Genomic DNA, 19437 nt, shown 5'->3' on the forward strand with positions numbered 1-19437 from the left:
CGCCTTTAAATAGTTTGATAAAAAGCAGGAACGCCCCGATAAATAAGATAATAGTAAACCATTCCATTTATTTATACGAACAGCGTAATCGTTTCACCGATACGCTCTACTTTCCAGTTTGATGATAACATTTCACGGATTTTCTGTTCCGTCTCTGCTGAAACATTTATTTGCGCCAAGCCATTCCCTGCTTCTAACAGCTCATACTGATCCTCTGTAATTTCAAAACGCATACGCAGCAAATTTTTCAATCCATTAATCGTCATAAACTTCACTTGATAATTCCCTTCAAATGCCTGTTCCAGAACATTTGAGTCTTCTTTTAACAACGTCACGATTGGTTCCAAGTCCATATTGTAATCGTTAGTTAAAATGTGTACTTGATTATTTTCAAGATACTGTCTCACTTGTTCATATGTGTATGGATGTGCTTTTAATAGTTCAATTGTATAAGCTTCCATCATCGAAATAGCCAACGCCTTTCCCCCTATTATCATTTTCTCTCTTTTTCTCTATTTGCTATTGTAGCATAAGTTTCAATTCTTTTTGGGGAAACGTTGCTCACGTTCGACTAAAACCCCTTTTCTCGCATAACCAAATTGTCCAAATAACGATTCTGTATCGTGTTGATGGTCTAATTCCTTTTGGATGGCGTAATATCTTAAATTTGTCGCTGTTACTTTATAGTCCATTTGCTGAGACATCGATTTAAAAATTCTTTCAATCGTTTTTACTGTCAATGGCTCCCCCATCTTGTTTCCTACTCCAAGCCAGACATATGGTGAATATTCAGTGAGGGGCATAAATTGTTCGGTCAATTTTTTATAGTCATCCAGTAATTCCAGCAGTCTTGAAGAAATAGGCAATGACCTGAAACTTTTGGAAGCAAGGACAATGACCTCTTTCGATTGTTTATGAATATGCTTCCATTCCATACGGACTAATTCTGCTGGTTTGATGCCAAGCTCAGCTACCGTGAAAACAATTGCCGCATTTCTTAATGCCAGCCATTCATGTTCAGCGTTTTGTGCGATGTCATATTGATAGGGCCAATAGGATAGTGCCCGTTTAAACTGCTTTTCTTTTAAAACGTCAAGCTCTGTATCTAGCTTTGCTAAAGGTTGAATCGATTCTTCATTATACGCAGTTATAACACCTCTTAATTGTAAAAAAGTTAAAAATTGACGAATTGCCGCGAATTTCCGGTTTATTGTATTCACCTTTTGATAGGTTTCCTGAATTTCCTTTGAATAAAGTTTCAATGCTTCATTTATGTGTTCGGTATGCTGAGTCATTTCAGCAAACTGCTTCGCATCCAACGTATATTGTTTTTTCGTATAAAACGATTTGTTGAGTGACATTAAATAGGTTTCGAAAGCTTTCACATATGTGTCATACATAAACATCGCTCCCTTCACCCATATTGTACCATTCTATTAAATAGATTTAACATGATAAGAGTATAGATTTGCTTAACATATCATTGTTTTTCTTGAAAATTCTTAATTAAATGTTAATGATTTAATAATCGTCTATAATAATTGGTATAAAAGATTTAAGGGGGATATTTATGCAAGTGCGTACGACAAGGCTTGAAGCAGAAGAAGCAAAAATTATTTATCAGGAGACAGCTGGAATTGCCATTATTACAATTCACCGACCACAGCTCAAAAATGCGTTAACTGCTAATATGTGGGATCAATTAGCAAACATTGCACTAAAGACTTTGGAAAATCCGAAAAATAAAGTGTTGCTATTACGCGGTTCTGGAGAGAATTTTACTGCGGGTTCTGATATTAAAGAATTCAATTCAATTTCCTTGGAAAAAGCGGAAGAAGCTTTTGTACATATGGAAAAAACAATTTCTACAATTGAAAATTTGCCACTGCCTGTTATCGGTGTTATTAATGGACCGGCAATGGGTGCTGGGTTAGAGCTTGCACTTGCATGTGACATCCGCATTGGTTCGGATAAAGCGAAGATGGGGATTCCCGTTGGAAAGCTTGGTATTACATTAAACAATAAATTTGCTAAGCGTTTAGTTGATTTAGTCGGACCTTCTGCAACGAAGGATTTCGTATTTACTGGCCGTATGTATAAAGCAGACGAGGCATATAAAGCTGGCATGTTGAATTATTTAGTGGCCGAAAAGGATTTGAATCGCTTTGCCATTCGCATGGGAAAATTAGTGGCCGGAATGTCACCCGATTCACTTCTTGCTGTAAAGCGTTCTGTGAAAGAGTGTATCGATTCATCACCAGCTCTATGGGAAGGGTCTTCACCGTTCGTTTCTCAAGTTGATTTCCCTGAAGGTGTACGCGCCTTTGTTGAAAAACGTCAACCTGCTTTTACTAGACAACAACGTAAATAAAATAGTAAAACGCCGCAAATTAGATTTTAAAATTTGCGGCGTTCTTCATTATTTAGTCATGAAATTTTTAAAATGATAATTCTGAGATTTCTTCACGAATTGTCCGAATATGGTCTTCCATAAGTGTTTTCGCTTTTTCGCTTTCACCTCGGCTAATGGCCAAATAGATTGCTTTATGCTCATCAAATGTACGCGTAATATTTGCTTTTGATGATAATCGATGTTTGCGCGTTGCTTCAATCGTATTTTGCATATGCGGTTCCAATGACGCAATTAGCTGTTCAAGTACGCTATTATGTGTCGATTTTGCAATTGCCATATGGAAATCCAAGTCTGCCTGTATCCCAGCTTCTTCATGATCATCTGCTGTCTTCATCGCTTCAACTGATTGGGCAATTTTTTCAAGATCATGTCCGTCAGCACGTAATGCAGCAAGTGCCGCACATTGAGATTCCAGAATCAGCCTTAATTCAAGCATCTCGTATAAAACGACTTTATCTGTTTTTAATAGTACATTTGATAATTGGTCTTGTACTTGATGAAGGGAAATATTTTTAATAAATGTCCCATCACCTTGTCGGATTTCCACTACATCACTGACTTCTAATAACCGTAGTGCCTCTCGTATCGAGGTGCGACTTACGCTATAGAGCGTGGCGAGGTCCCGTTCAGGAGGCAATTTATCCCCAACCTTTAAATGACCGTCAGCAATTTCCTGTTGTATTTTTTGGAATATGATTTCATAAACCTTTTGTTTGTTTGTTGAAGTCACCGGATTCACACCTTCACTATTTCACTAAAAATAAACTAATTGCTGGAACGAATGAGATGAGTAATACACAAATGATCATGACAAGTAGAAATGGTATAATCGCACGCATTACACCTTCAAGTTTCGTTCCAGCTATTTTATTGGCTACGAATAAGTTTAACCCAACTGGTGGTGTTATGTATCCAATTGCTAAATTTACGATCATTATAATTCCAAAATGAACAAGGTCAATTCCAAGTGCAGTCGCAACAGGCGCTAATATTGGTGTTAAAATTAAAATAGCGGCCGCTGTTTCCATAAATGTTCCGACAATCAGTAAGATGAAATTAATGATAAGCAATGCAAAAATCCAGTTGTCCGTCACACTTAATAAAGCTTCTGTAATTTGCATCGGAATGCGTTCGCGCGTTAAGTAATAGGCGAATACTGATGCGCCAGCAATGATAAATAGTATGGAGGCACTCATGACAGTTGCTGATGAAAATATGTGATACAAATCTTTTAAAGTAATTTCACGGTAAATAAATACACCAACGATTAATCCGTATACTACCGCAACTAAAGCCGCTTCTGTAGCGGTAAAAAACCCACTGTAAATACCGCCTAAAATAATAACAGGCATCATTAGAGCTAAAAAAGAATCCTTTAAAGCTAAGAAAAATTCTTTGAAATTATATTTCTCTCCGCCACCATACCCTTGAAATATTGAAACGATATAAACAAGTAAAAGTAAGGCAAACGTTACAAATATACCGGGAATAATACCTGCTAAAAAAAGATCACTAATCGAAACACTTGCTGTGACACCGAATAATACAAGTGGGACACTTGGAGGGATAATCACTCCGATTGTACCTCCTGCAGCCTGAATGGCAGTCGAGAAGTTTTTATCATAGCCTTTTTTCACCATAGCCGGAATCATAATAGCACCAACCGCCGCTGTTGTCGCCGCAGCTGAGCCAGATAATGCTGCGAAAAAGGCACATGAAATAATTGATACTAATGCCAATCCACCGCGTACACGGCCGAGCATTACTTCTGCTAAATGAATTAATCTACGGGAAATCCCGCCAGACTCCATTAACTTTCCAGCAAGCAGGAAAAAAGGAACTGCCAGTAATGGAAAGGAGTCTATCGAGTTAAACATACGTTGGAAAATTGCTACAATGGGCATTTCACTTTGAATAACGAAAAACGTTGTTGCTGCCATCGCTAGCGCAATGGCAATTGGAACATTGATGAAAATTAATACGAGCAATACAATGAAAAGAATAATATCTGCCATTAAGATAGCTCTCCTTTCAGTTGTTTTGTCGTGATATAGAACAAATTCATCACTAGAATTAGCCCACTAATAGGAATGACTGAATAGACGATTCCCATCGGTATTTGCAATACAGCTGAAGGCTGATCCATCACACGCATTGACAGTTCCAAGCCCTTAACGACCATGAGAACAAAAAACACAAGACATACTGCTGCGCTTAGTACGATAAAAACTTTCTTGATAAGGCCTTCCATACGGTCAACTAATAATTCCATGCCAATATGCGCACGGGCTGCTACTGCATAGGCCGCACCTAAAAATGTCATCCAAATCATAGAATACCGTGATAGTTCTTCTGTCCAGGCAATAGAATAGTCAAAAAAGCGGAACGTAATTTGACAAAATACCGAAATAACAAGTACAACCATCAAGGCAATTAAAATACCATGTACTACTTTATTTACCCCTTCTACTAATTTCACCATTGTCTTTCTCCTATCCTACTGCTCATTTAATATACGCTGTAATAGCTGTTGGTTTTTAGCACTGTCATATACAGACATAATTTTCTCGCGGAAAGCATCCACTTCAATTGTATCTACAACTTCCATTCCTTGTTCTTGAAGTCTGGCAAGTGCCTTTTGTTCCATATCAATTACGAGTTGCCGCTCATATGCTCCGATTTTCTGACCTTCTTCCATTACAATTTGGCGTAGATCTTCCGGTAAACGGTTATAGGCATGTTCACTCATCATAAACACTGCCGACGAATAGGCATGTCCAGTAAGCGTCATATGCTTTTGATTGGCATCATATAATTTGTAGCTATCAATCACTAAAATTGGGTTTTCCTGCCCATCCACTACACCGGACTGCAGCGCGGTCAAAGCTTCTGTCCAAGCCATCGGGGAAGGTGTCACACCAAGCTCCTTAAAGGCAGAGATAAATACTTTATTTTCCTGTACACGCATCGATAACCCTTTTAAATCATCAGGTGTTTCAACTGGCTTCAAACTGTTTGTGACATGCCTGAATCCATTTTCTCCCCAAGATAACCCGACAATCCCAATGTCGCGTAATTGATCAAACAACTCTTGTCCGATTTCACCTTCCAAAATGTTCACGGCTGATTCTCTGTCGTTAAATAAAAACGGCAGGTCAAGTACAGCAAAATCTGAAACGAAATTCATAATCGGTCCTGATGTTGAGACAACCATGTCTACTGAACCGAGCATAGCTCCTTCAATCAGCTCACGCTCTGCCCCGAGCTGACTTAAAGGGAACGTTTCAATAATGACTCTACCGTCTGTACGCTCTTCAATCCGCTGCTTCAATTCTTGCATCGCCAACTCGAATGGATGATCTGCTGCCAGTGAATGTCCTGCGTATAATACATACTGCTCTCTTTCATTTGAACTTGTGCAAGCCGATAAAAGTGCAAAACTCAATACAAGCCCCACTACGCAAACGAATTTTTTCATCTTTCAATTCCCCTAATCAATGAATATTTTCCCTGGATTCATAATGTTGTTTGGATCAAACACTTGTTTAATCTGTTTCATCCAGTCGTATGCCAGCCCATGTTCAAGTCGCTGGTATTTTGCTTTCCCACTACCGACACCATGTTCACCTGTACAAGTACCACCCAGTGATAAGGCGAATTCCACTACATGCTCATTAAGCTCTTTTGCCTTTAAAATATCCTGAGGGTCATTCATATCAACCATAAGCAAAATATGGTAGTTCCCGTCACCGACATGTCCGACAATTCCAGCGTTAATATTCATGCTCTCAATTTTTTGGCGCGAATTTTCGATTGCTTCCGGCAATGAATTGATCGGAACTACTACATCGGTAGACATTAAGCGTTTTCCTGGCGCTGAATGGATGTATGTATACGCCAAATTATGACGTAGCTCCCATAGCTGATTACGCGCCCGTTCATCCTGTTCAAAAGACAGACCTGTACAGCCATTATCATTGAGTAGCTCTGTTGCAAAGACAACGTCAGATTGTAAACCAGATTCATTTCCGTGGAATTCTAAAAATAGCGTAGGCATTTCTAAAAAGCTAGCACCTGATGCATGATTCACCTGTTCAATACTCGTTTTATCAACGAGCTCAATGCGTGCCATCGGAATACCTGCCTGCTTTAATGCAACAACGGAATTGACCGCTTCTTGGACAGTATTAAATGTCGCACGTCCTGCCACTATTTTTTCCGGAATACCGTAAACACGTAATGTTAACTCTGTAATGACACCAAGTGTACCTTCTGAACCAATCATAAGTCCGTTTAGATGATAGCCTGATGATGACTTGGCAGCTAACCCGCCTGTATGGATAATATCGCCGTTAGCTAAAACGACTTCTAAATCACGGACTTGATCACGCATAATGCCATAGCGTACTGAAGTTGTTCCGCTCGCATTTGTCGCAGCCATACCACCTAATGTTGCATCCGCCCCTGGATCTACAGAAAAGAACATGCCGTATTTTTTCAGTTCCTTATTTAATTGACTGCGAGTAACACCCGGTTGGACCTTTACAAGAAAATCTTCTGACCGTACTTCCAGCACCGCATTCATAAGTGACAAATCAAGTGAGATCCCACCTTTTGTTGGAATGACATGTCCTTCAAGACTCGTACCTAAACCAAATGGTACAACCGGTATAAGTTGCTCATTTGCGAAGGCTAAAATTGCACTAACTTCTTCCGCTGATTTTGGAAATACGACTACATCCGGTAAGTGAGGTTCATGGTAAGATTCATCTCGTCCATGTTGTTCACGTAAAACATCATTTGTTGTTACTTGTTCAGGTGATAATAAATTTTGTAAGTGTTCAATATAGTTCATAGTGCATCCCCTTTATAATTTTTGGTTATACCAACAGTCATTTGGTCCAACCAATACTTCTTAATATTTAGAATATATTTATTTATCAGAAAATACAATTAATTTTTAAGATTTATATGTCAATATTTTAAAAAAAAGAGCTGACGCATTCATGTCAGCCCTTTTTAACGGTTATTTAATTCCTCTTAACTGTAAATTAATTTTCTCGGGTTCTATGCCGAATTGATGGGAGAATACACCAGCAATATCCTTTTGAACTTCGTATAGATAGGTCGGAACATGATATTGGACAGGTGATTTTAAATAAATATTAATATTTATCTGCGGAATCCCTTCAATTTGTAGACTTAGTACTTCAAATTTTGTGATTTGACTCTGTTGCTCGAGAACATGCTCCAAAACATCTAAATAAACGGAACGTGCTATATACACACTATTTTGATGAAAATCAGGCTGAACAATCGTCGTTTCCCCTAGCTTCACTTGAGTAGAAGAGAAAATCTCTTTCCCTCGCTGAACTAGACGTTTAAAGAAATTCTGCTCCACTTGTCTGTAAGGTACTGGCATAACATGCTTTCCTTGTACTTCCCTTACGTATTTAGCGATACGGATTTCCTTTTCTGTTCGAATGTCCTGTACATAATAATAATGATTAATTTCGCCAAGCTCTAAACGTGTAGCTATTTTTTTAGTCATTTTATCCGATGTGCCAATTATTAAGATAGATTTTACTTCATAGTCTTGAATAGCTTTTAAAATCTCCTCTTTATGTACATCATCATCAAAAATTGCGCGGCGCACAGCCTTTAATGTATTTTTCTCAAACTTTGCTGACGTTCCGGCTACCTTTTCTCCATTTACAATAAATAGCCCATCATCAATAATAGCCTGAATATTTTGTTCGTGAGCAAACTGTAAAGCACTGGTACTTTTACCAGTACCACTAGGCCCGCTTAAAGAATAAATGTTCATCATTCTCTCCCTTTCTACTATCTCTACAGTAAAAAATCGCTACTCTATTTCAATTTAATGCTTTTGTGTTTGAAGATAACTCTATTTTCTGATTTCCTCCCCATTATACGTGAAGGATATGATAAAATGGTGCTTACATTTGAAAGTTTTAAGGAGTGTTACATATTGAATATCCAACCGTCAAAAAAAATGTCTTTGTTTGCACCGGCAATTTTTGGGGATTTAAAAAAACATGCAAAAAGCCAACAGCAAAATGGGATGGAATTAATTGATCTGAGCTTAGGCAGTCCAGATATCCCTCCAGCTGAAAATTTACGACAAAAGATGTCTGAACTTTCGGCACTTTCTTCTTCATATGGTTATACATTAACGGGTATTCAAACATTTAATGAAGCAGTATGTAACTACTATAAACGAGTAAACGGTGTTGAATTAAATGCAGAAACTGAAGTAGTCCAAACAATCGGCTCTCAAGAAGGATTAGTACACTTGCCTGTTGCTTTTTGTGATCCAGGAGACGTCGTATTAACAACAAATCCAGCATATGTTGCCTATGATGCCGGAATCCATTTAGCGGGTGCAACGCCCTACTACATGCCTTTAACAAAGGAGTACGATTACTTACCCGATTTAAAAGCTGTTCCTGAAGAAGTACTGCAAAAAGCAAAATTACTTATATTGAATTTACCAGGTAATCCAGTACCTGCAATGCCATCTCTGGAATATTTTAAAGAAGTGGTCGATTTCGCGAAGCAATATAATATTATTGTATTACATGATGCGGCCTATTCAGAGTTTTACTTTAAAGGTGATGCCCCGATTAGCTTCCTTGCAACACCGGGAGCAAAAGAAGTTGGGCTGGAAATCAATTCACTATCAAAAAGCTTTAGCCTGGCTGGTACACGTGTAGCCTACATTGTAGGGAATGCTCAATTAGTTGGAATAATGAAACAGTTAAAATCCAATTTAGATTTTGGTATTTTTGAACCGATTCAACAAGTAGCAGCATTAGCGTTAGACAACTCTGAGGAAATTACAGACAAATTAAGAAAGACCTTTTCAGAGCGCCATAAAACATTGATGGAAGGTTTGACATCAATTGGCTGGGATGTTGCGCCTAGTAATGGCGGAATGTTCGTTTGGGCAAAATATCCTTACGATATTAATTGCATTGACTTTGCCTTTAAAGCAATTGAGCAAACGGGTGTCGTTATGGTTCCAGGCACGGTTTTTGGTTCAGCAGGTGAAGGCTACATGCGTTTAGCATTAGTACAACCAGTCGAATTACTTGAAAAAGCAGTTGAAAAGTTAAAAACGATTCGAGTATAGCTGGGACAAAAATTATGTAGAGATTTAAATGATATAGAAGGAAACTTAGTTGTTCGTAGTGAAGGCGGCGACTCCCAGGGGACAAGCACGTGGGAGAGACTACAGGCTCGAGCCGTGCCCCCAGGAAAGCGTCCGCCGTAACGAAGAACAACGGCTACGAAGTAGACACAAATATAAAGCCGTTCAAACTTTACTTATCGTAAAATTTGAACGGCTGTTTTATTTTGAGGTGGGTTTTGTACCGGCCTCTATATACTTACTCAGTATCATAAGAAATATAACCAACTTCTTCGACTTCTGTTCCATCTAAAAATATTACAGTCGTCTGGAAAATAAGTCGCTCATCTACTCCACATACCCAACGCTCATCCGGCATGATTTCAAAAGGCATAATTTCCGCATCTTTTGATCGTATACTGCCGACCACTTCAAAGGAATGTTTACCAATAACAGTTAATTCCCCATTCGCCTGCTCACATAATACCTTTAATGAAATGTAGTCAATTTTATCTTCTTCATCTTCTGTAAGAGGCGTAATGTAAACAGAACCATTTAGTACGTCACCTTCTACAAGCTCTGTTTTTTCAATAACGGTTTCTACTCTTACGCCGTTTTCTTCTACTGTTGTTAACCATTTACTTAACATGTGAATTCCCCCATAAAATAAGAAATCAACCGAATGATTTGAAAAGGAAGTGCCCTGAATATTTCAGGCCACCCCCAAGTTCTTTATTTTAAATCTTCATACAAATTCGTTTCGTCTGTTTGAAAGCGATTATAGCGCTCTTTAAATATTCGATACGTATGTGTAATAAGGACTTTAATTAGCGCATAGCCAGGAAGACCTAACACGACACCAGCTACACCAAATAGAGAACCGGATGTTAATAATACAAAAATAATCGTAATCGGATGAATACTTAATGATTTACCCATAATTTGAGGAGATATAAACTTCCCTTCGATTAATTGTACTATTGTCCAGACGATAATTAACTTCAATAACAACCATGGTGAATTTACAATGGCAATAATCGCTGCTGGTGTTGCGGCAATTGCTGGACCTAAGTAAGGGACTACACTTGTTATCATGGCTAAGAAACCTAATAGTAATGCATAAGGCATCTTAATGATTAAAAACCCGATTGTCATCATGACGCCAATACAAAATGACACTAAAATTTGCCCTTGAATATAGGAGCTGATTTGTTTGTCCATATCATGTAGGACTTCCCCCATACGTAGGCGCATACGAGGTGGAAAAAGACGTAAAATAAAACGAGGCATTTTTTCCCCTTCATATAATAGATAAAACGTAATAAAAGGAACGATGACGAGTGATAAAACGATTCCTGTTATTGTAGATACAAGTCCCGTAATTCCTGACGCTACGCCTGACGCAACACTTGTCAATGTATCTTTCACTGTTTCAATAAAACTGCCGGTAAAATCAGTTAATATTTGATTGTAATCAAAATTGATTTTCTCAAAATACTCATTGAACTGGGAGTTATTTAAAAAGGCTAATAAATCATTGGCAAGTGACATAAGCACGACAGGGAATTCTTGTACTAAGTTTGTAAACTGGTCCCGCAAAAACGGGAATACAAGAACAACAAGCAAAGTGATTAATGCAATTGCTACAATGTACAAAATCAAGATGGCCAACCCGCGAGGTACTTTCCATCTCACTAACAGTTTTAACGGAGGACGTAATAGGTAGAATAAAATTACCCCTAACACACCCGGTAAAATGATCACTTCGAATAGTACATGCAATGGTTCAAAAACAAACGCAATTTTATCGTAGATGAATACTGTACAACCGATTAATAAGATAACCACTAATAAGAACAATAAATTTTTTCCGCCTAGAAAACGAATAAAGATCGATGAGAAAAAATTAGATTTTTCTTGCGGTAATTGATTATTACTTTTATCTTCTACTTTTTTCTCCAAAAGACCACCCCAATATATCGACAAAATTTCCTATATGTCCATTTTAGCATGAATTAGAAAATTACATCTAATGCTTACTCGCTTAAATTTAAAAAATCATGCAATATTTGTTTATTTTTTTCTTTATCGATTTCGATTACTTCACCTGCGTGACGATACTTAGCAAATTTGTATGTTCCTTCAGCAGGAATCGTTAATTTCTCAATATTTACCTTACCGCCTGCAACCGCTTTTAAAACGGTAGCTAATTGATCCTTACTAGTTAAATCAGTTGTAATATAGCCTTGCATGGCACCAACGAATTTAGGCATGTTTGCTACATTTTTCGGTGATAATAATTCATCTTTTAATGCTTCAATTACTTTTTGCTGTCGTGCAACTCGTCCAAAATCACCTTCTGCATCAGCGCGGAAACGGGCATAGCCAAGTAATTCTTTTCCGTTTAGATTGTGGACACCTTTTTTCAGTTCCACATAGATTAAACCGCCCATGTCCTTTTCAACATCCATTTCGATTCCATTCGGCGCCAAAATATCAATTAATGTTTCAAAGCTTCTAAAATCAATCATCGCATAATGATGAATTGGGATATCGAACATATTATTTAATGTTTTTTGCAATAATGAAACGCCATCTAAGTAATAGGCAGTATTCAGTTTATATGATTGATAGCCTGGAATGTCTGCATAAATATCACGCATGAAGGAAACGAGCTTCATATCATTAGTATCACGGTTCCAGGAAAGTAACATCATTGTATCGGTACGTGATTTTTCTTCCCCGCGTGTATCAACCCCTAATACTAGGTAATTTTCAATAGTCGGGTGGTTATCATCTGGTTCAAAGCCCTCGACTGGAATTTTGTTGTCCGATGCTAAATCACGGCCACTTTGAAATTGAACATAACTATAACCAACAGAGCCAATAATGACTAAAAAGAGAATTAAAAATATGACCCTGCCCTTTCGGATTTTTTTCTTTTTATAACGGGTTTGACGCGCCTGATCTTCCATTAATACAACTTCCTTTCTAATTACGTGAAGTTTAGACGATTTATAATTATATTTAGTTTCAAATTATCATGATTATACCATTTATAGCCGAAAGCTTACTGATTAATATCAATTGTAATCATTGAATGACATACATATACATGATAGAATACAACAATTAACTACTTATGATATTAGTTCTATATTCTGCACGATATATAAAATAGTCGTCAGCAAAAGGAGTGTTACATAATGGAAAAGGCAACATTTGCAGGTGGATGTTTTTGGTGTATGGTTAAACCATTCGACAGTTGGGATGGCATCGAAAAAGTGACAAGTGGCTATACAGGCGGCCATGTAGAAAATCCAACATATGAAGATGTAAAAAAGGGTAATTCCGGACATGTTGAAGCAGTGGAGATCCTATTTAACCCGGAAATATTCAGCTATGAGAAACTGTTGGAAATTTACTGGATGCAAATAGACCCGACTGATGCGGGAGGCCAGTTCCATGATCGCGGTGAGTCGTACAAAACTATAATTTTTACACATAATAGCGCTCAACACGAAGCAGCTTTGCTGTCAAAGCAGAAATTAGCTGAAAGTGGCCGATTTAAAAAGCCTATCGTGACTGAAATCAGACAAGCCACTGCATTCTGGCCAGCAGAAGAACATCACCAGGATTATTATAAAAAAGAAGAAGCACATTATAAGGAAGACCGTGCAAAATCAGGGCGTGACGAGTTTTTAAATAACCACTGGGATAAAAATTAACTAACCCTACTTTATAAAAATAAAGACATATACAGCCGTTCAAACATTACGCATCGTAAATTTGAACGGCTTTTTATTTAAGCATTTTACCCCGGATCACTTATTACATGAAAATTTCATTAAAGGCTTCATAAATGAATTTTTTATAGATAGTTGAAGGGAAATCCTCCACCCCATTTTTGGCAAATATAATATCACGTTTAGCAGCCACTTCGTCATTTTCATAATAATAAGCTAAAGCACGTACCGCAAAGAACCGATAATATTTAGCCAAATCGATTGGATGGTGAAGATAGCTCGGTATATTTAAAGACTCGCCTATTTGAATAACATTTGTATAGTTTTTCAACTTAAACTCTGCATACATTTCTTCCCCGATGAATATTGGATTTTTAAATAGGAATAAATAATTATGAAGTTTCACTTTGTATTGCTGAATTTCAGGGGTAATTTGCCTGTAATTTTTCTCAACATTATTTAAGTAGTGTAATTTACTATATAAATAGAGGATGGATATTGTAGGGTCTTCCGCAAATTCTGATAAAAGTCTCAACTTTTCTATGTATTCCCTACTTCTGTCATAATCTTCACCGGCAATCGATTGAATAAATAACAAATGATAAAAGCGGTCCATACGATAAAATATTTGAAGTTTTTTAGCCATTTCCAAAGCTTTTTGCAAATAATGTTCGGACATTCGGACATTATCGACCGCCGAATATGAAATAGTTAAATTATAGTAGAGGTCGATTCTTACCATCGGATCAATCATGAGCTCATATGGTGCAATCTTTTCTTCACCTTGTTTTAAAATACTTAAAGCTTCACTATAATTACGCTGTTCGATTGAGGATAAACAAAGATAGAAATAACAACGCAACATACGACTGTATGCATGTATCTCCTCGTATTGATCAATGAACTTCCAGTACTCATCCAGTGATTTAGCTTTATTGATAGTACGATTCATTAAGAAATAGACTTCTCTTAATCTAATTTGTTCGTAGTTTGTTCCTTGAATTTCCGTTAAAAATGGTTCGATTTTTTCAATCATTTTAATTGTTAAGGATTGCAGTTCATCTGGATCACGGATTAGCTTTCTTCGCTCTACATCTTCTTCAATGTCCGTATATAAATTTCGAAGAGTAGTCATTGTCCCATCATCGAGTAAATAGCTTACGTCTACATTAAGCTGCTTTGCGATAAAGCAAAGACTCTCCATTGATGGCTGTGCCTTACCATTTTCAATTAAACTAAGCATTCCTTTTGTTAAACGCTCTCCCACGACTTCTGTTTGTGTTAATTTTTTCTCTTTTCTTAATTTTTTTATACGCTCTCCTAATATATTCACTTTTTCACCCACACTTCTTACCTAAATATTCGACTGAATATTCTAATTAAACTATGAATACTGATTTTTTACAATATCTTAACTAAAAGTTTAATGATTTAAACTTCAAAATAACAAAAAAAGAATGCTAAGCGAGATCATAGCATTCTTTTCTTTAAATTAAAATAGCATTTTCATTACAATTTAAAGGGTATATTGTATTTTAGTTACAATTAATATAATAAATAGTAATTTAAAATTAAGTGATTTTGTTTAATAAAGTATAATAAACTATTATTAAGAATGTGAAACAATTGCATCAATGAAACTTTTGCCATACTTTTCGAGTTTACTTTCCCCTACCCCACTTACCTCTAAAAACTGAGTACTGTTTTTAGGGCGTCGAACACACATATCCTTTAAAGTTTTATCCGAAAACACAACAAATGGTGGTACCTTTTCACGGTCAGCGATCTCTTTTCGAACTTTCCTTAAAGTTTCAAATAAAGGATCATTCGCCTCTACCGTTGCTTGAACAATACGCGCTTCTTTTCTAAATACTTGCTCTTTGCCCAACAACACTTCTTTTCCTAAGTCCGATATCGAAATCGTCGGAAACTGACCATTATGAACAATTATTAGTTTCTCTGAAATAAGAAATTCAATAAAACTCGAAATTTCCTTTGCATTCATCCCACGTAATATACCGTAAGTAGGTAATTTATGAAAATTAAATTCCAATACTTTTTTGCTTCTAGAACCAGCTAATACGGATGCAGTCATTTGCTTTCCGAATTTTTGCCCCATACGGACTATGCACGATAAAACTTTTTGAGCATCTGTCGTCACATTTTGTTGAGGGCGATCATCTGTACAGTTAGCACATCTTCCACAATCCTGTTCTGCCTCGTCCCCAAAGTAATCGATAATATAACTTTGTAAACAGCGCTCTGTATGACAGTAATCAATCATTGCATGGAGCTTTTCAAGTTCAAAAGGAATGCGCGAACGATCTTGAGCCTGATCAATTAAAAAGCGTTGTGTTTGTTCATCCGATGAACTGTAAAGTAAAATACATTCACTATCTAGTCCATCACGACCCGCTCGTCCCGCCTCCTGATAATAGCTTTCCATATTTCTTGGCATATTATAATGAAGGACGTAGCGAACGTTCGTTTTATTAATACCCATGCCAAATGCGTTTGTGGCAACCATTATTTGAACTTCATCATTTAAAAATCGATTTTGCTCATAAGTGCGGTCTTCTTCAAACATTCCCCCATGATATTTAGCTACTGCAAACCCAGCTTTATACAGCATCTCATATACCGATTCAACAGCTTTCCGGGTAGCAGCATAAATAATGCCGGCCTCTGCTTCATTTGCCTTTACATATTTTTTAATATAAGCTTCTTTATTTTCACCAAGAAGGACTGAAAACGCTAAATTCTCTCGTGCAAAGCCTGTAACGAAAGTATTGCTCTTTTCAATCGATAATAGCTTTTGAATATCAGCACTTACTTCCTCCGTTGCTGTGGCAGTCAAAGCAATAACGGTTGGTTTTACATTCCATAAGTGCAGCAGCTGTTGGATAGACCGATAACTTGGACGGAAATCATGCCCCCATTGGGAAATACAATGCGCTTCATCGATTGCTAAAAGTGGCACTTTTATTTGTGCAAGCTCCGAACAGAAACGCTCGTTTTCCAACCGCTCAGGAGCAATATATAGAAGTTTGATGTCCCCGTTGCGTACTGCATACATCACATCCTGCACTTCATCATAGCTAAGTGAACTATTTATATAAGCTGCTTTTATTCCGCTGGAAACAAGCATATCAACTTGATCTTTCATTAGTGAAATCAAAGGTGAGATTACGACTGTTGTACCTTCTAAACATAGGGCAGGTATTTGATAACAGACCGATTTCCCCCCACCAGTAGGCATAATAACTAATGTATCTTGCTTCTGTAGTACATTTTCAATGATTTGTGACTGTCCTGTTCGAAAAGAATTATAACCGAAATACGTATTTAAATGTTTAATTGCTTCCTGTAACATAGCGCCTCCTGATTTAAATTAGTTATTTTCAATATATAGTGTCATATTAAACAAAATATGAATTTTTAGTTTACATAATAAAATTATAAAGTATTACTTTTTTCTTCTACCCTACTATATAATAAATACTATTTTATATGAAATAGGGAACTTTTTGTTGAAAATTTCTTTTTCGTCTGTTATTTCTTATAGACCTTATCAATTAAATTTTCGATTAATTAGTGTCGGATAATATGTAGTGAAATAAAAAAGGAACTACCGTAGTAATCCCTATTTTTTGAACGACGCAATAATATAATTTTCATTTTTTGTGTTTTTACAGCTTTTTAAAATTAAATTGTTATCTACGACATCTACTGTTTCGCAGCTGAAGTTTGCAGTGCCATTTGATACAGATACTTTTTTATTTTCCTGCTTTAAAGTCCATGTAATCTTGTCTACAGATAATCTTATAGCGGCAAGATTTTTGTTTAAAAACATTTGTAGGCCAGGTAATGATGAGTAAGCTGTTTCCTCATCAATTTGCATATGTGGAATTTTTTCATCACCCAAAAATTCTTCGGTTAAAAAATTCGCACCTATTAATTTAAATTGCTGTCCCACTTTAATAAATGTTAATCTAATATCATTTTTCTTATCATCAATTCCATTTACGAAGTAGTAAAAGCCATCTTTACGAGCTTCCTTTATTTCAAATTCATTAATTAATTTTGCTAAATATTGTACTTCCTGTAACAAAACACTTGGCTGAATGAAATCAGTCAATGTAGCTTCATCTCGATCGTTCACAAATTGATTAAGATGTTCAATTAAATTGACGGCTGCTGCTTTCAAATTGTCTTCATTATAGGTGAAAATGTTTTTATTATAGTAGCTTGTGAAATTTTCGATTGGCTGCTGTAGTGAATCTTCGAGCAGCTCGTTATTTTTTTGTAGGCGCTCCTGCCAGTGGATTTTCTGATTGATAGCCTCATTTAATAACGTATCAATATGTTGTTTTTCTGCAATGACTTCTTTTTCGTTTCGCTTCGTTTCGAAAGTAGAAATAGGCTCTACTAAATAATCATAGCTATTTCTAATGTGGATAATTGCGATATTATGTTCTACATCAATGGCATACGTTTCGCCTAAAGTTAAAAGATCATTATGTACAAGCGAATAAGGATGACTGGCTACCTGCTCTGCATTTACCAATAGCCATTTATCGCGTTTTTCTTGCTTAATTACGTACCCTATCGCATTAGAAGTTGGCGTATATATTGGGACTTTGCTTTCCAGGGTTTCTATTTCTTCTATCGGCTCATTAGGCAGCGCTTCTCCCACCCACTTACTTTCCTCGGCTTTATCTGCACAACCTGCTAAAAACAACACCACTAGTAATAATAGCTTTTGCATACATTCTCCTAACAAATAATTATATTATGTAAACTAGTTATCTATTTATAAAAAAAGAAGCGACTGATTTATTCAGACACTTCTACCATTATACTGAATTCTTCTGTTTTTGCATTATAAAAACCGATATTGACATAAGAATAAACAAAATAACGATAATCCACCTCGTGAAATAATGCGAAGTTGTCCAATCATATACAAAGCCGATAATCAGTGGCGCAAACGCACTCATCATGAATCCACCGGATAATACCATTGAACTCCACTCATTTGCTTCTCGATTATTTTTTGCTTCATCCAGCGGTAACATAAGTCCTATCGGGAATAATCCGCTTAAAACAAATCCTAAAATAATCGCGCTTGCCCATATTGCCCATACTGAGTCGATAAAGAAAATTGCTGAGCCGATAATTCCAATAACAATTAAACTGTGCAACCAAATTATTCGATCCGGGTAACGATTAATTAAAGATGGGATTAAAATATTACCGACTAATTGGACTACTGTCATTAGTGTTAAAACAGACCCTGCTGTTAATAATACCATCCCCTGTTCTAACGCCATGGAAGTTAACCAAGTTGTTAAACTAAAAAACAAAGAAGTCTGGAGCCCAAAATAGATTAAAATCGTCCAAGCTAATTTATTTTTCCATGGATTTCTTGCTAAATCTGTCTGTTCTGTACTAGACTTCCGCATTGGCGCATCCTTTACAAATCCAAACCAGCAAATCATTGCGACAATTGCTAACAATCCCCATATACCAAGCGATAAAGCCCAATTACCATTAAAGCTTTTGTAAAAAATACCTGTAAATCCCGCGCTGATTGCCGCACCAAATCCCGTTGCAAATGAATAGACCCCAATGACCGGTTCCATTCTTGTCGGAAATCTTTGTTTTATATAAGCATTAATAATCGGACTAATAATAGAAATCGCAAAACCAGCTAAAAAGCTTGTAATAATAAGCGCACTATAGCTTGAAAAGAAAATACGTGTAACAGTAGCAAGTCCTATTAAAGCAGTCAAAAGTGTTATAGACAGCCGATACCCGTACTTTTTTTGTATAGGTACAGCTAAAGGTGCAAATAATCCCATACAAAATACAGGAATTGACGTTAATAAGCTCATCTGCGTGCTTGATACGTGTAACGATTCCCTAATAGTAGATAAAATTGGTCCAACTGAAGTGACAGCAGGCCGTAAATTTATTGAAACAAGAAAAATAGCCAAAATTATAAGAACGGTACTCCACTTTGATCTTTGTTTCATGTAACTTCCCCGTTTCTCTATACATTCGTAGCTAGTAAACCATAAAATAAATATTCTGCCAACTTAAATTTTTTTCAATCGATGGAA

Annotated in this window: 18 protein-coding genes; 3 read left to right on the forward strand and 15 right to left on the reverse strand. The window is 36.6% G+C overall.

What is annotated here, in order from left to right; translation table 11 throughout:
- Nucleotides 1–71 precede the first annotated feature (71 nt).
- Nucleotides 72–476 (reverse strand): hypothetical protein, encoded by a 405-nt coding sequence (locus MKY13_RS08895; protein ID WP_339216606.1) that lies wholly within the window; start codon nt 474–476, stop codon nt 72–74.
- A gap of 60 nt (nt 477–536) precedes the next feature.
- Entirely contained in the window at nt 537–1400 is an 864-nt protein-coding gene (locus MKY13_RS08900) for a tyrosine-type recombinase/integrase (protein WP_339216608.1), read from the reverse strand.
- 170 nt (nt 1401–1570) lie between these two features.
- On the opposite strand from MKY13_RS08900, the gene MKY13_RS08905 reads away from it, so the two are divergent.
- Complete coding sequence (locus MKY13_RS08905) at nt 1571–2371, forward strand: enoyl-CoA hydratase/isomerase family protein (RefSeq protein ID WP_191698996.1); 801 nt, start codon at nt 1571–1573, stop codon at nt 2369–2371.
- 67 nt (nt 2372–2438) lie between these two features.
- Here the strand turns inward: MKY13_RS08905 and MKY13_RS08910 are convergent, their stop codons facing one another.
- The 6 genes from MKY13_RS08910 to MKY13_RS08935 all read right to left on the reverse strand — a co-directional run bounded on the left by MKY13_RS08910 (nt 2439) and on the right by MKY13_RS08935 (nt 8243).
- Nucleotides 2439–3143, reverse strand: a complete 705-nt coding sequence (locus MKY13_RS08910; RefSeq protein WP_191698995.1) for a FadR/GntR family transcriptional regulator — start codon at nt 3141–3143, stop codon at nt 2439–2441.
- Between the two features lie 16 nt (nt 3144–3159).
- Nucleotides 3160–4428: a TRAP transporter large permease gene (locus tag MKY13_RS08915; RefSeq protein ID WP_339216611.1), complete on the reverse strand. Its 1269-nt coding sequence runs from the start codon at nt 4426–4428 to the stop codon at nt 3160–3162.
- Nucleotides 4428–4895: a TRAP transporter small permease gene (locus MKY13_RS08920; protein ID WP_191698993.1), complete on the reverse strand. Its 468-nt coding sequence runs from the start codon at nt 4893–4895 to the stop codon at nt 4428–4430. The genes MKY13_RS08915 and MKY13_RS08920 overlap by 1 nt, the downstream gene beginning before the upstream one ends.
- Nucleotides 4896–4910: 15 nt before the next feature.
- A complete protein-coding gene (locus MKY13_RS08925) occupies nt 4911–5891 on the reverse strand; it encodes a TRAP transporter substrate-binding protein (RefSeq protein ID WP_191698992.1) in 981 nt (326 codons plus the stop codon).
- A gap of 12 nt (nt 5892–5903) precedes the next feature.
- Nucleotides 5904–7268 carry an FAD-linked oxidase C-terminal domain-containing protein gene (locus MKY13_RS08930; RefSeq protein WP_191698991.1) on the reverse strand — a complete coding sequence of 455 codons (1365 nt, stop codon included), beginning with the start codon at nt 7266–7268 and terminating at the stop codon, nt 5904–5906.
- A 171-nt stretch (nt 7269–7439) separates the two neighbouring features.
- Nucleotides 7440–8243 (reverse strand): ATP-binding protein, encoded by an 804-nt coding sequence (locus MKY13_RS08935; protein ID WP_339216617.1) that lies wholly within the window; start codon nt 8241–8243, stop codon nt 7440–7442.
- Between the two features lie 162 nt (nt 8244–8405).
- Between MKY13_RS08935 and MKY13_RS08940 the strand changes: the two genes are divergently transcribed.
- A complete protein-coding gene (locus tag MKY13_RS08940) occupies nt 8406–9569 on the forward strand; it encodes an aminotransferase class I/II-fold pyridoxal phosphate-dependent enzyme (protein ID WP_339216619.1) in 1164 nt (387 codons plus the stop codon).
- A gap of 256 nt (nt 9570–9825) precedes the next feature.
- Here the strand turns inward: MKY13_RS08940 and MKY13_RS08945 are convergent, their stop codons facing one another.
- From MKY13_RS08945 to MKY13_RS08955, 3 genes are all read right to left on the reverse strand, one after another.
- A complete protein-coding gene (locus MKY13_RS08945) occupies nt 9826–10215 on the reverse strand; it encodes a cysteine synthase (RefSeq protein ID WP_191698988.1) in 390 nt (129 codons plus the stop codon).
- Nucleotides 10216–10298: 83 nt separating this feature from the next.
- On the reverse strand, nt 10299–11528 hold the full coding sequence (locus MKY13_RS08950) for an AI-2E family transporter (RefSeq protein WP_191698987.1): 1230 nt from the start codon (nt 11526–11528) through the stop codon (nt 10299–10301).
- A 74-nt stretch (nt 11529–11602) separates the two neighbouring features.
- Entirely contained in the window at nt 11603–12541 is a 939-nt protein-coding gene (locus MKY13_RS08955; protein WP_191698986.1) for an LCP family protein, read from the reverse strand.
- Nucleotides 12542–12772: 231 nt separating this feature from the next.
- Here MKY13_RS08955 and msrA point away from each other — a divergent pair, with 231 nt between their 5' ends.
- Complete coding sequence (gene msrA / locus MKY13_RS08960) at nt 12773–13294, forward strand: peptide-methionine (S)-S-oxide reductase MsrA (RefSeq protein ID WP_191698985.1); 522 nt, start codon at nt 12773–12775, stop codon at nt 13292–13294.
- A 103-nt stretch (nt 13295–13397) separates the two neighbouring features.
- Here msrA and MKY13_RS08965 read toward each other — a convergent pair whose 3' ends face one another.
- From MKY13_RS08965 to MKY13_RS08980, 4 genes are all read right to left on the reverse strand, one after another.
- Nucleotides 13398–14645 carry a helix-turn-helix transcriptional regulator gene (locus tag MKY13_RS08965; protein WP_191698984.1) on the reverse strand — a complete coding sequence of 416 codons (1248 nt, stop codon included), beginning with the start codon at nt 14643–14645 and terminating at the stop codon, nt 13398–13400.
- Between the two features lie 276 nt (nt 14646–14921).
- Nucleotides 14922–16685, reverse strand: a complete 1764-nt coding sequence (gene recQ, locus MKY13_RS08970) for a DNA helicase RecQ (RefSeq protein ID WP_191698983.1) — start codon at nt 16683–16685, stop codon at nt 14922–14924.
- Nucleotides 16686–16955: 270 nt separating this feature from the next.
- Nucleotides 16956–18080: a hypothetical protein gene (locus tag MKY13_RS08975; RefSeq protein ID WP_339216623.1), complete on the reverse strand. Its 1125-nt coding sequence runs from the start codon at nt 18078–18080 to the stop codon at nt 16956–16958.
- 88 nt (nt 18081–18168) lie between these two features.
- Nucleotides 18169–19350 (reverse strand): MFS transporter, encoded by a 1182-nt coding sequence (locus MKY13_RS08980; RefSeq protein WP_339216625.1) that lies wholly within the window; start codon nt 19348–19350, stop codon nt 18169–18171.
- Nucleotides 19351–19437: the final 87 nt, after the last annotated feature.

The sequence above is a fragment of the Solibacillus sp. FSL W8-0372 genome (assembly GCF_037969735.1).
Lineage (GTDB): Bacteria > Bacillota > Bacilli > Bacillales_A > Planococcaceae > Solibacillus > Solibacillus faecavium.

Excerpts from the sequence above, each read along its gene's own strand:
- MKY13_RS08955 (WP_191698986.1), bottom strand. The coding sequence starts at position 12,541 with ATGGAAGATCAGGCGCGTCAAACCCGTTATAAAAAGAAAAAAATCCGA.
- MKY13_RS08935 (WP_339216617.1), bottom strand. The coding sequence starts at position 8,243 with ATGATGAACATTTATTCTTTAAGCGGGCCTAGTGGTACTGGTAAAAGT.
- msrA (WP_191698985.1), top strand. The coding sequence starts at position 12,773 with ATGGAAAAGGCAACATTTGCAGGTGGATGTTTTTGGTGTATGGTTAAA.
- MKY13_RS08920 (WP_191698993.1), bottom strand. The coding sequence starts at position 4,895 with ATGGTGAAATTAGTAGAAGGGGTAAATAAAGTAGTACATGGTATTTTA.
- MKY13_RS08930 (WP_191698991.1), bottom strand. The coding sequence starts at position 7,268 with ATGAACTATATTGAACACTTACAAAATTTATTATCACCTGAACAAGTA.
- MKY13_RS08925 (WP_191698992.1), bottom strand. The coding sequence starts at position 5,891 with ATGAAAAAATTCGTTTGCGTAGTGGGGCTTGTATTGAGTTTTGCACTT.
- MKY13_RS08945 (WP_191698988.1), bottom strand. The coding sequence starts at position 10,215 with ATGTTAAGTAAATGGTTAACAACAGTAGAAGAAAACGGCGTAAGAGTA.
- recQ (WP_191698983.1), bottom strand. The coding sequence starts at position 16,685 with ATGTTACAGGAAGCAATTAAACATTTAAATACGTATTTCGGTTATAAT.
- MKY13_RS08975 (WP_339216623.1), bottom strand. The coding sequence starts at position 18,080 with ATGCAAAAGCTATTATTACTAGTGGTGTTGTTTTTAGCAGGTTGTGCA.
- MKY13_RS08980 (WP_339216625.1), bottom strand. The coding sequence starts at position 19,350 with ATGAAACAAAGATCAAAGTGGAGTACCGTTCTTATAATTTTGGCTATT.
- MKY13_RS08915 (WP_339216611.1), bottom strand. The coding sequence starts at position 4,428 with ATGGCAGATATTATTCTTTTCATTGTATTGCTCGTATTAATTTTCATC.
- MKY13_RS08905 (WP_191698996.1), top strand. The coding sequence starts at position 1,571 with ATGCAAGTGCGTACGACAAGGCTTGAAGCAGAAGAAGCAAAAATTATT.
- MKY13_RS08900 (WP_339216608.1), bottom strand. The coding sequence starts at position 1,400 with ATGTATGACACATATGTGAAAGCTTTCGAAACCTATTTAATGTCACTC.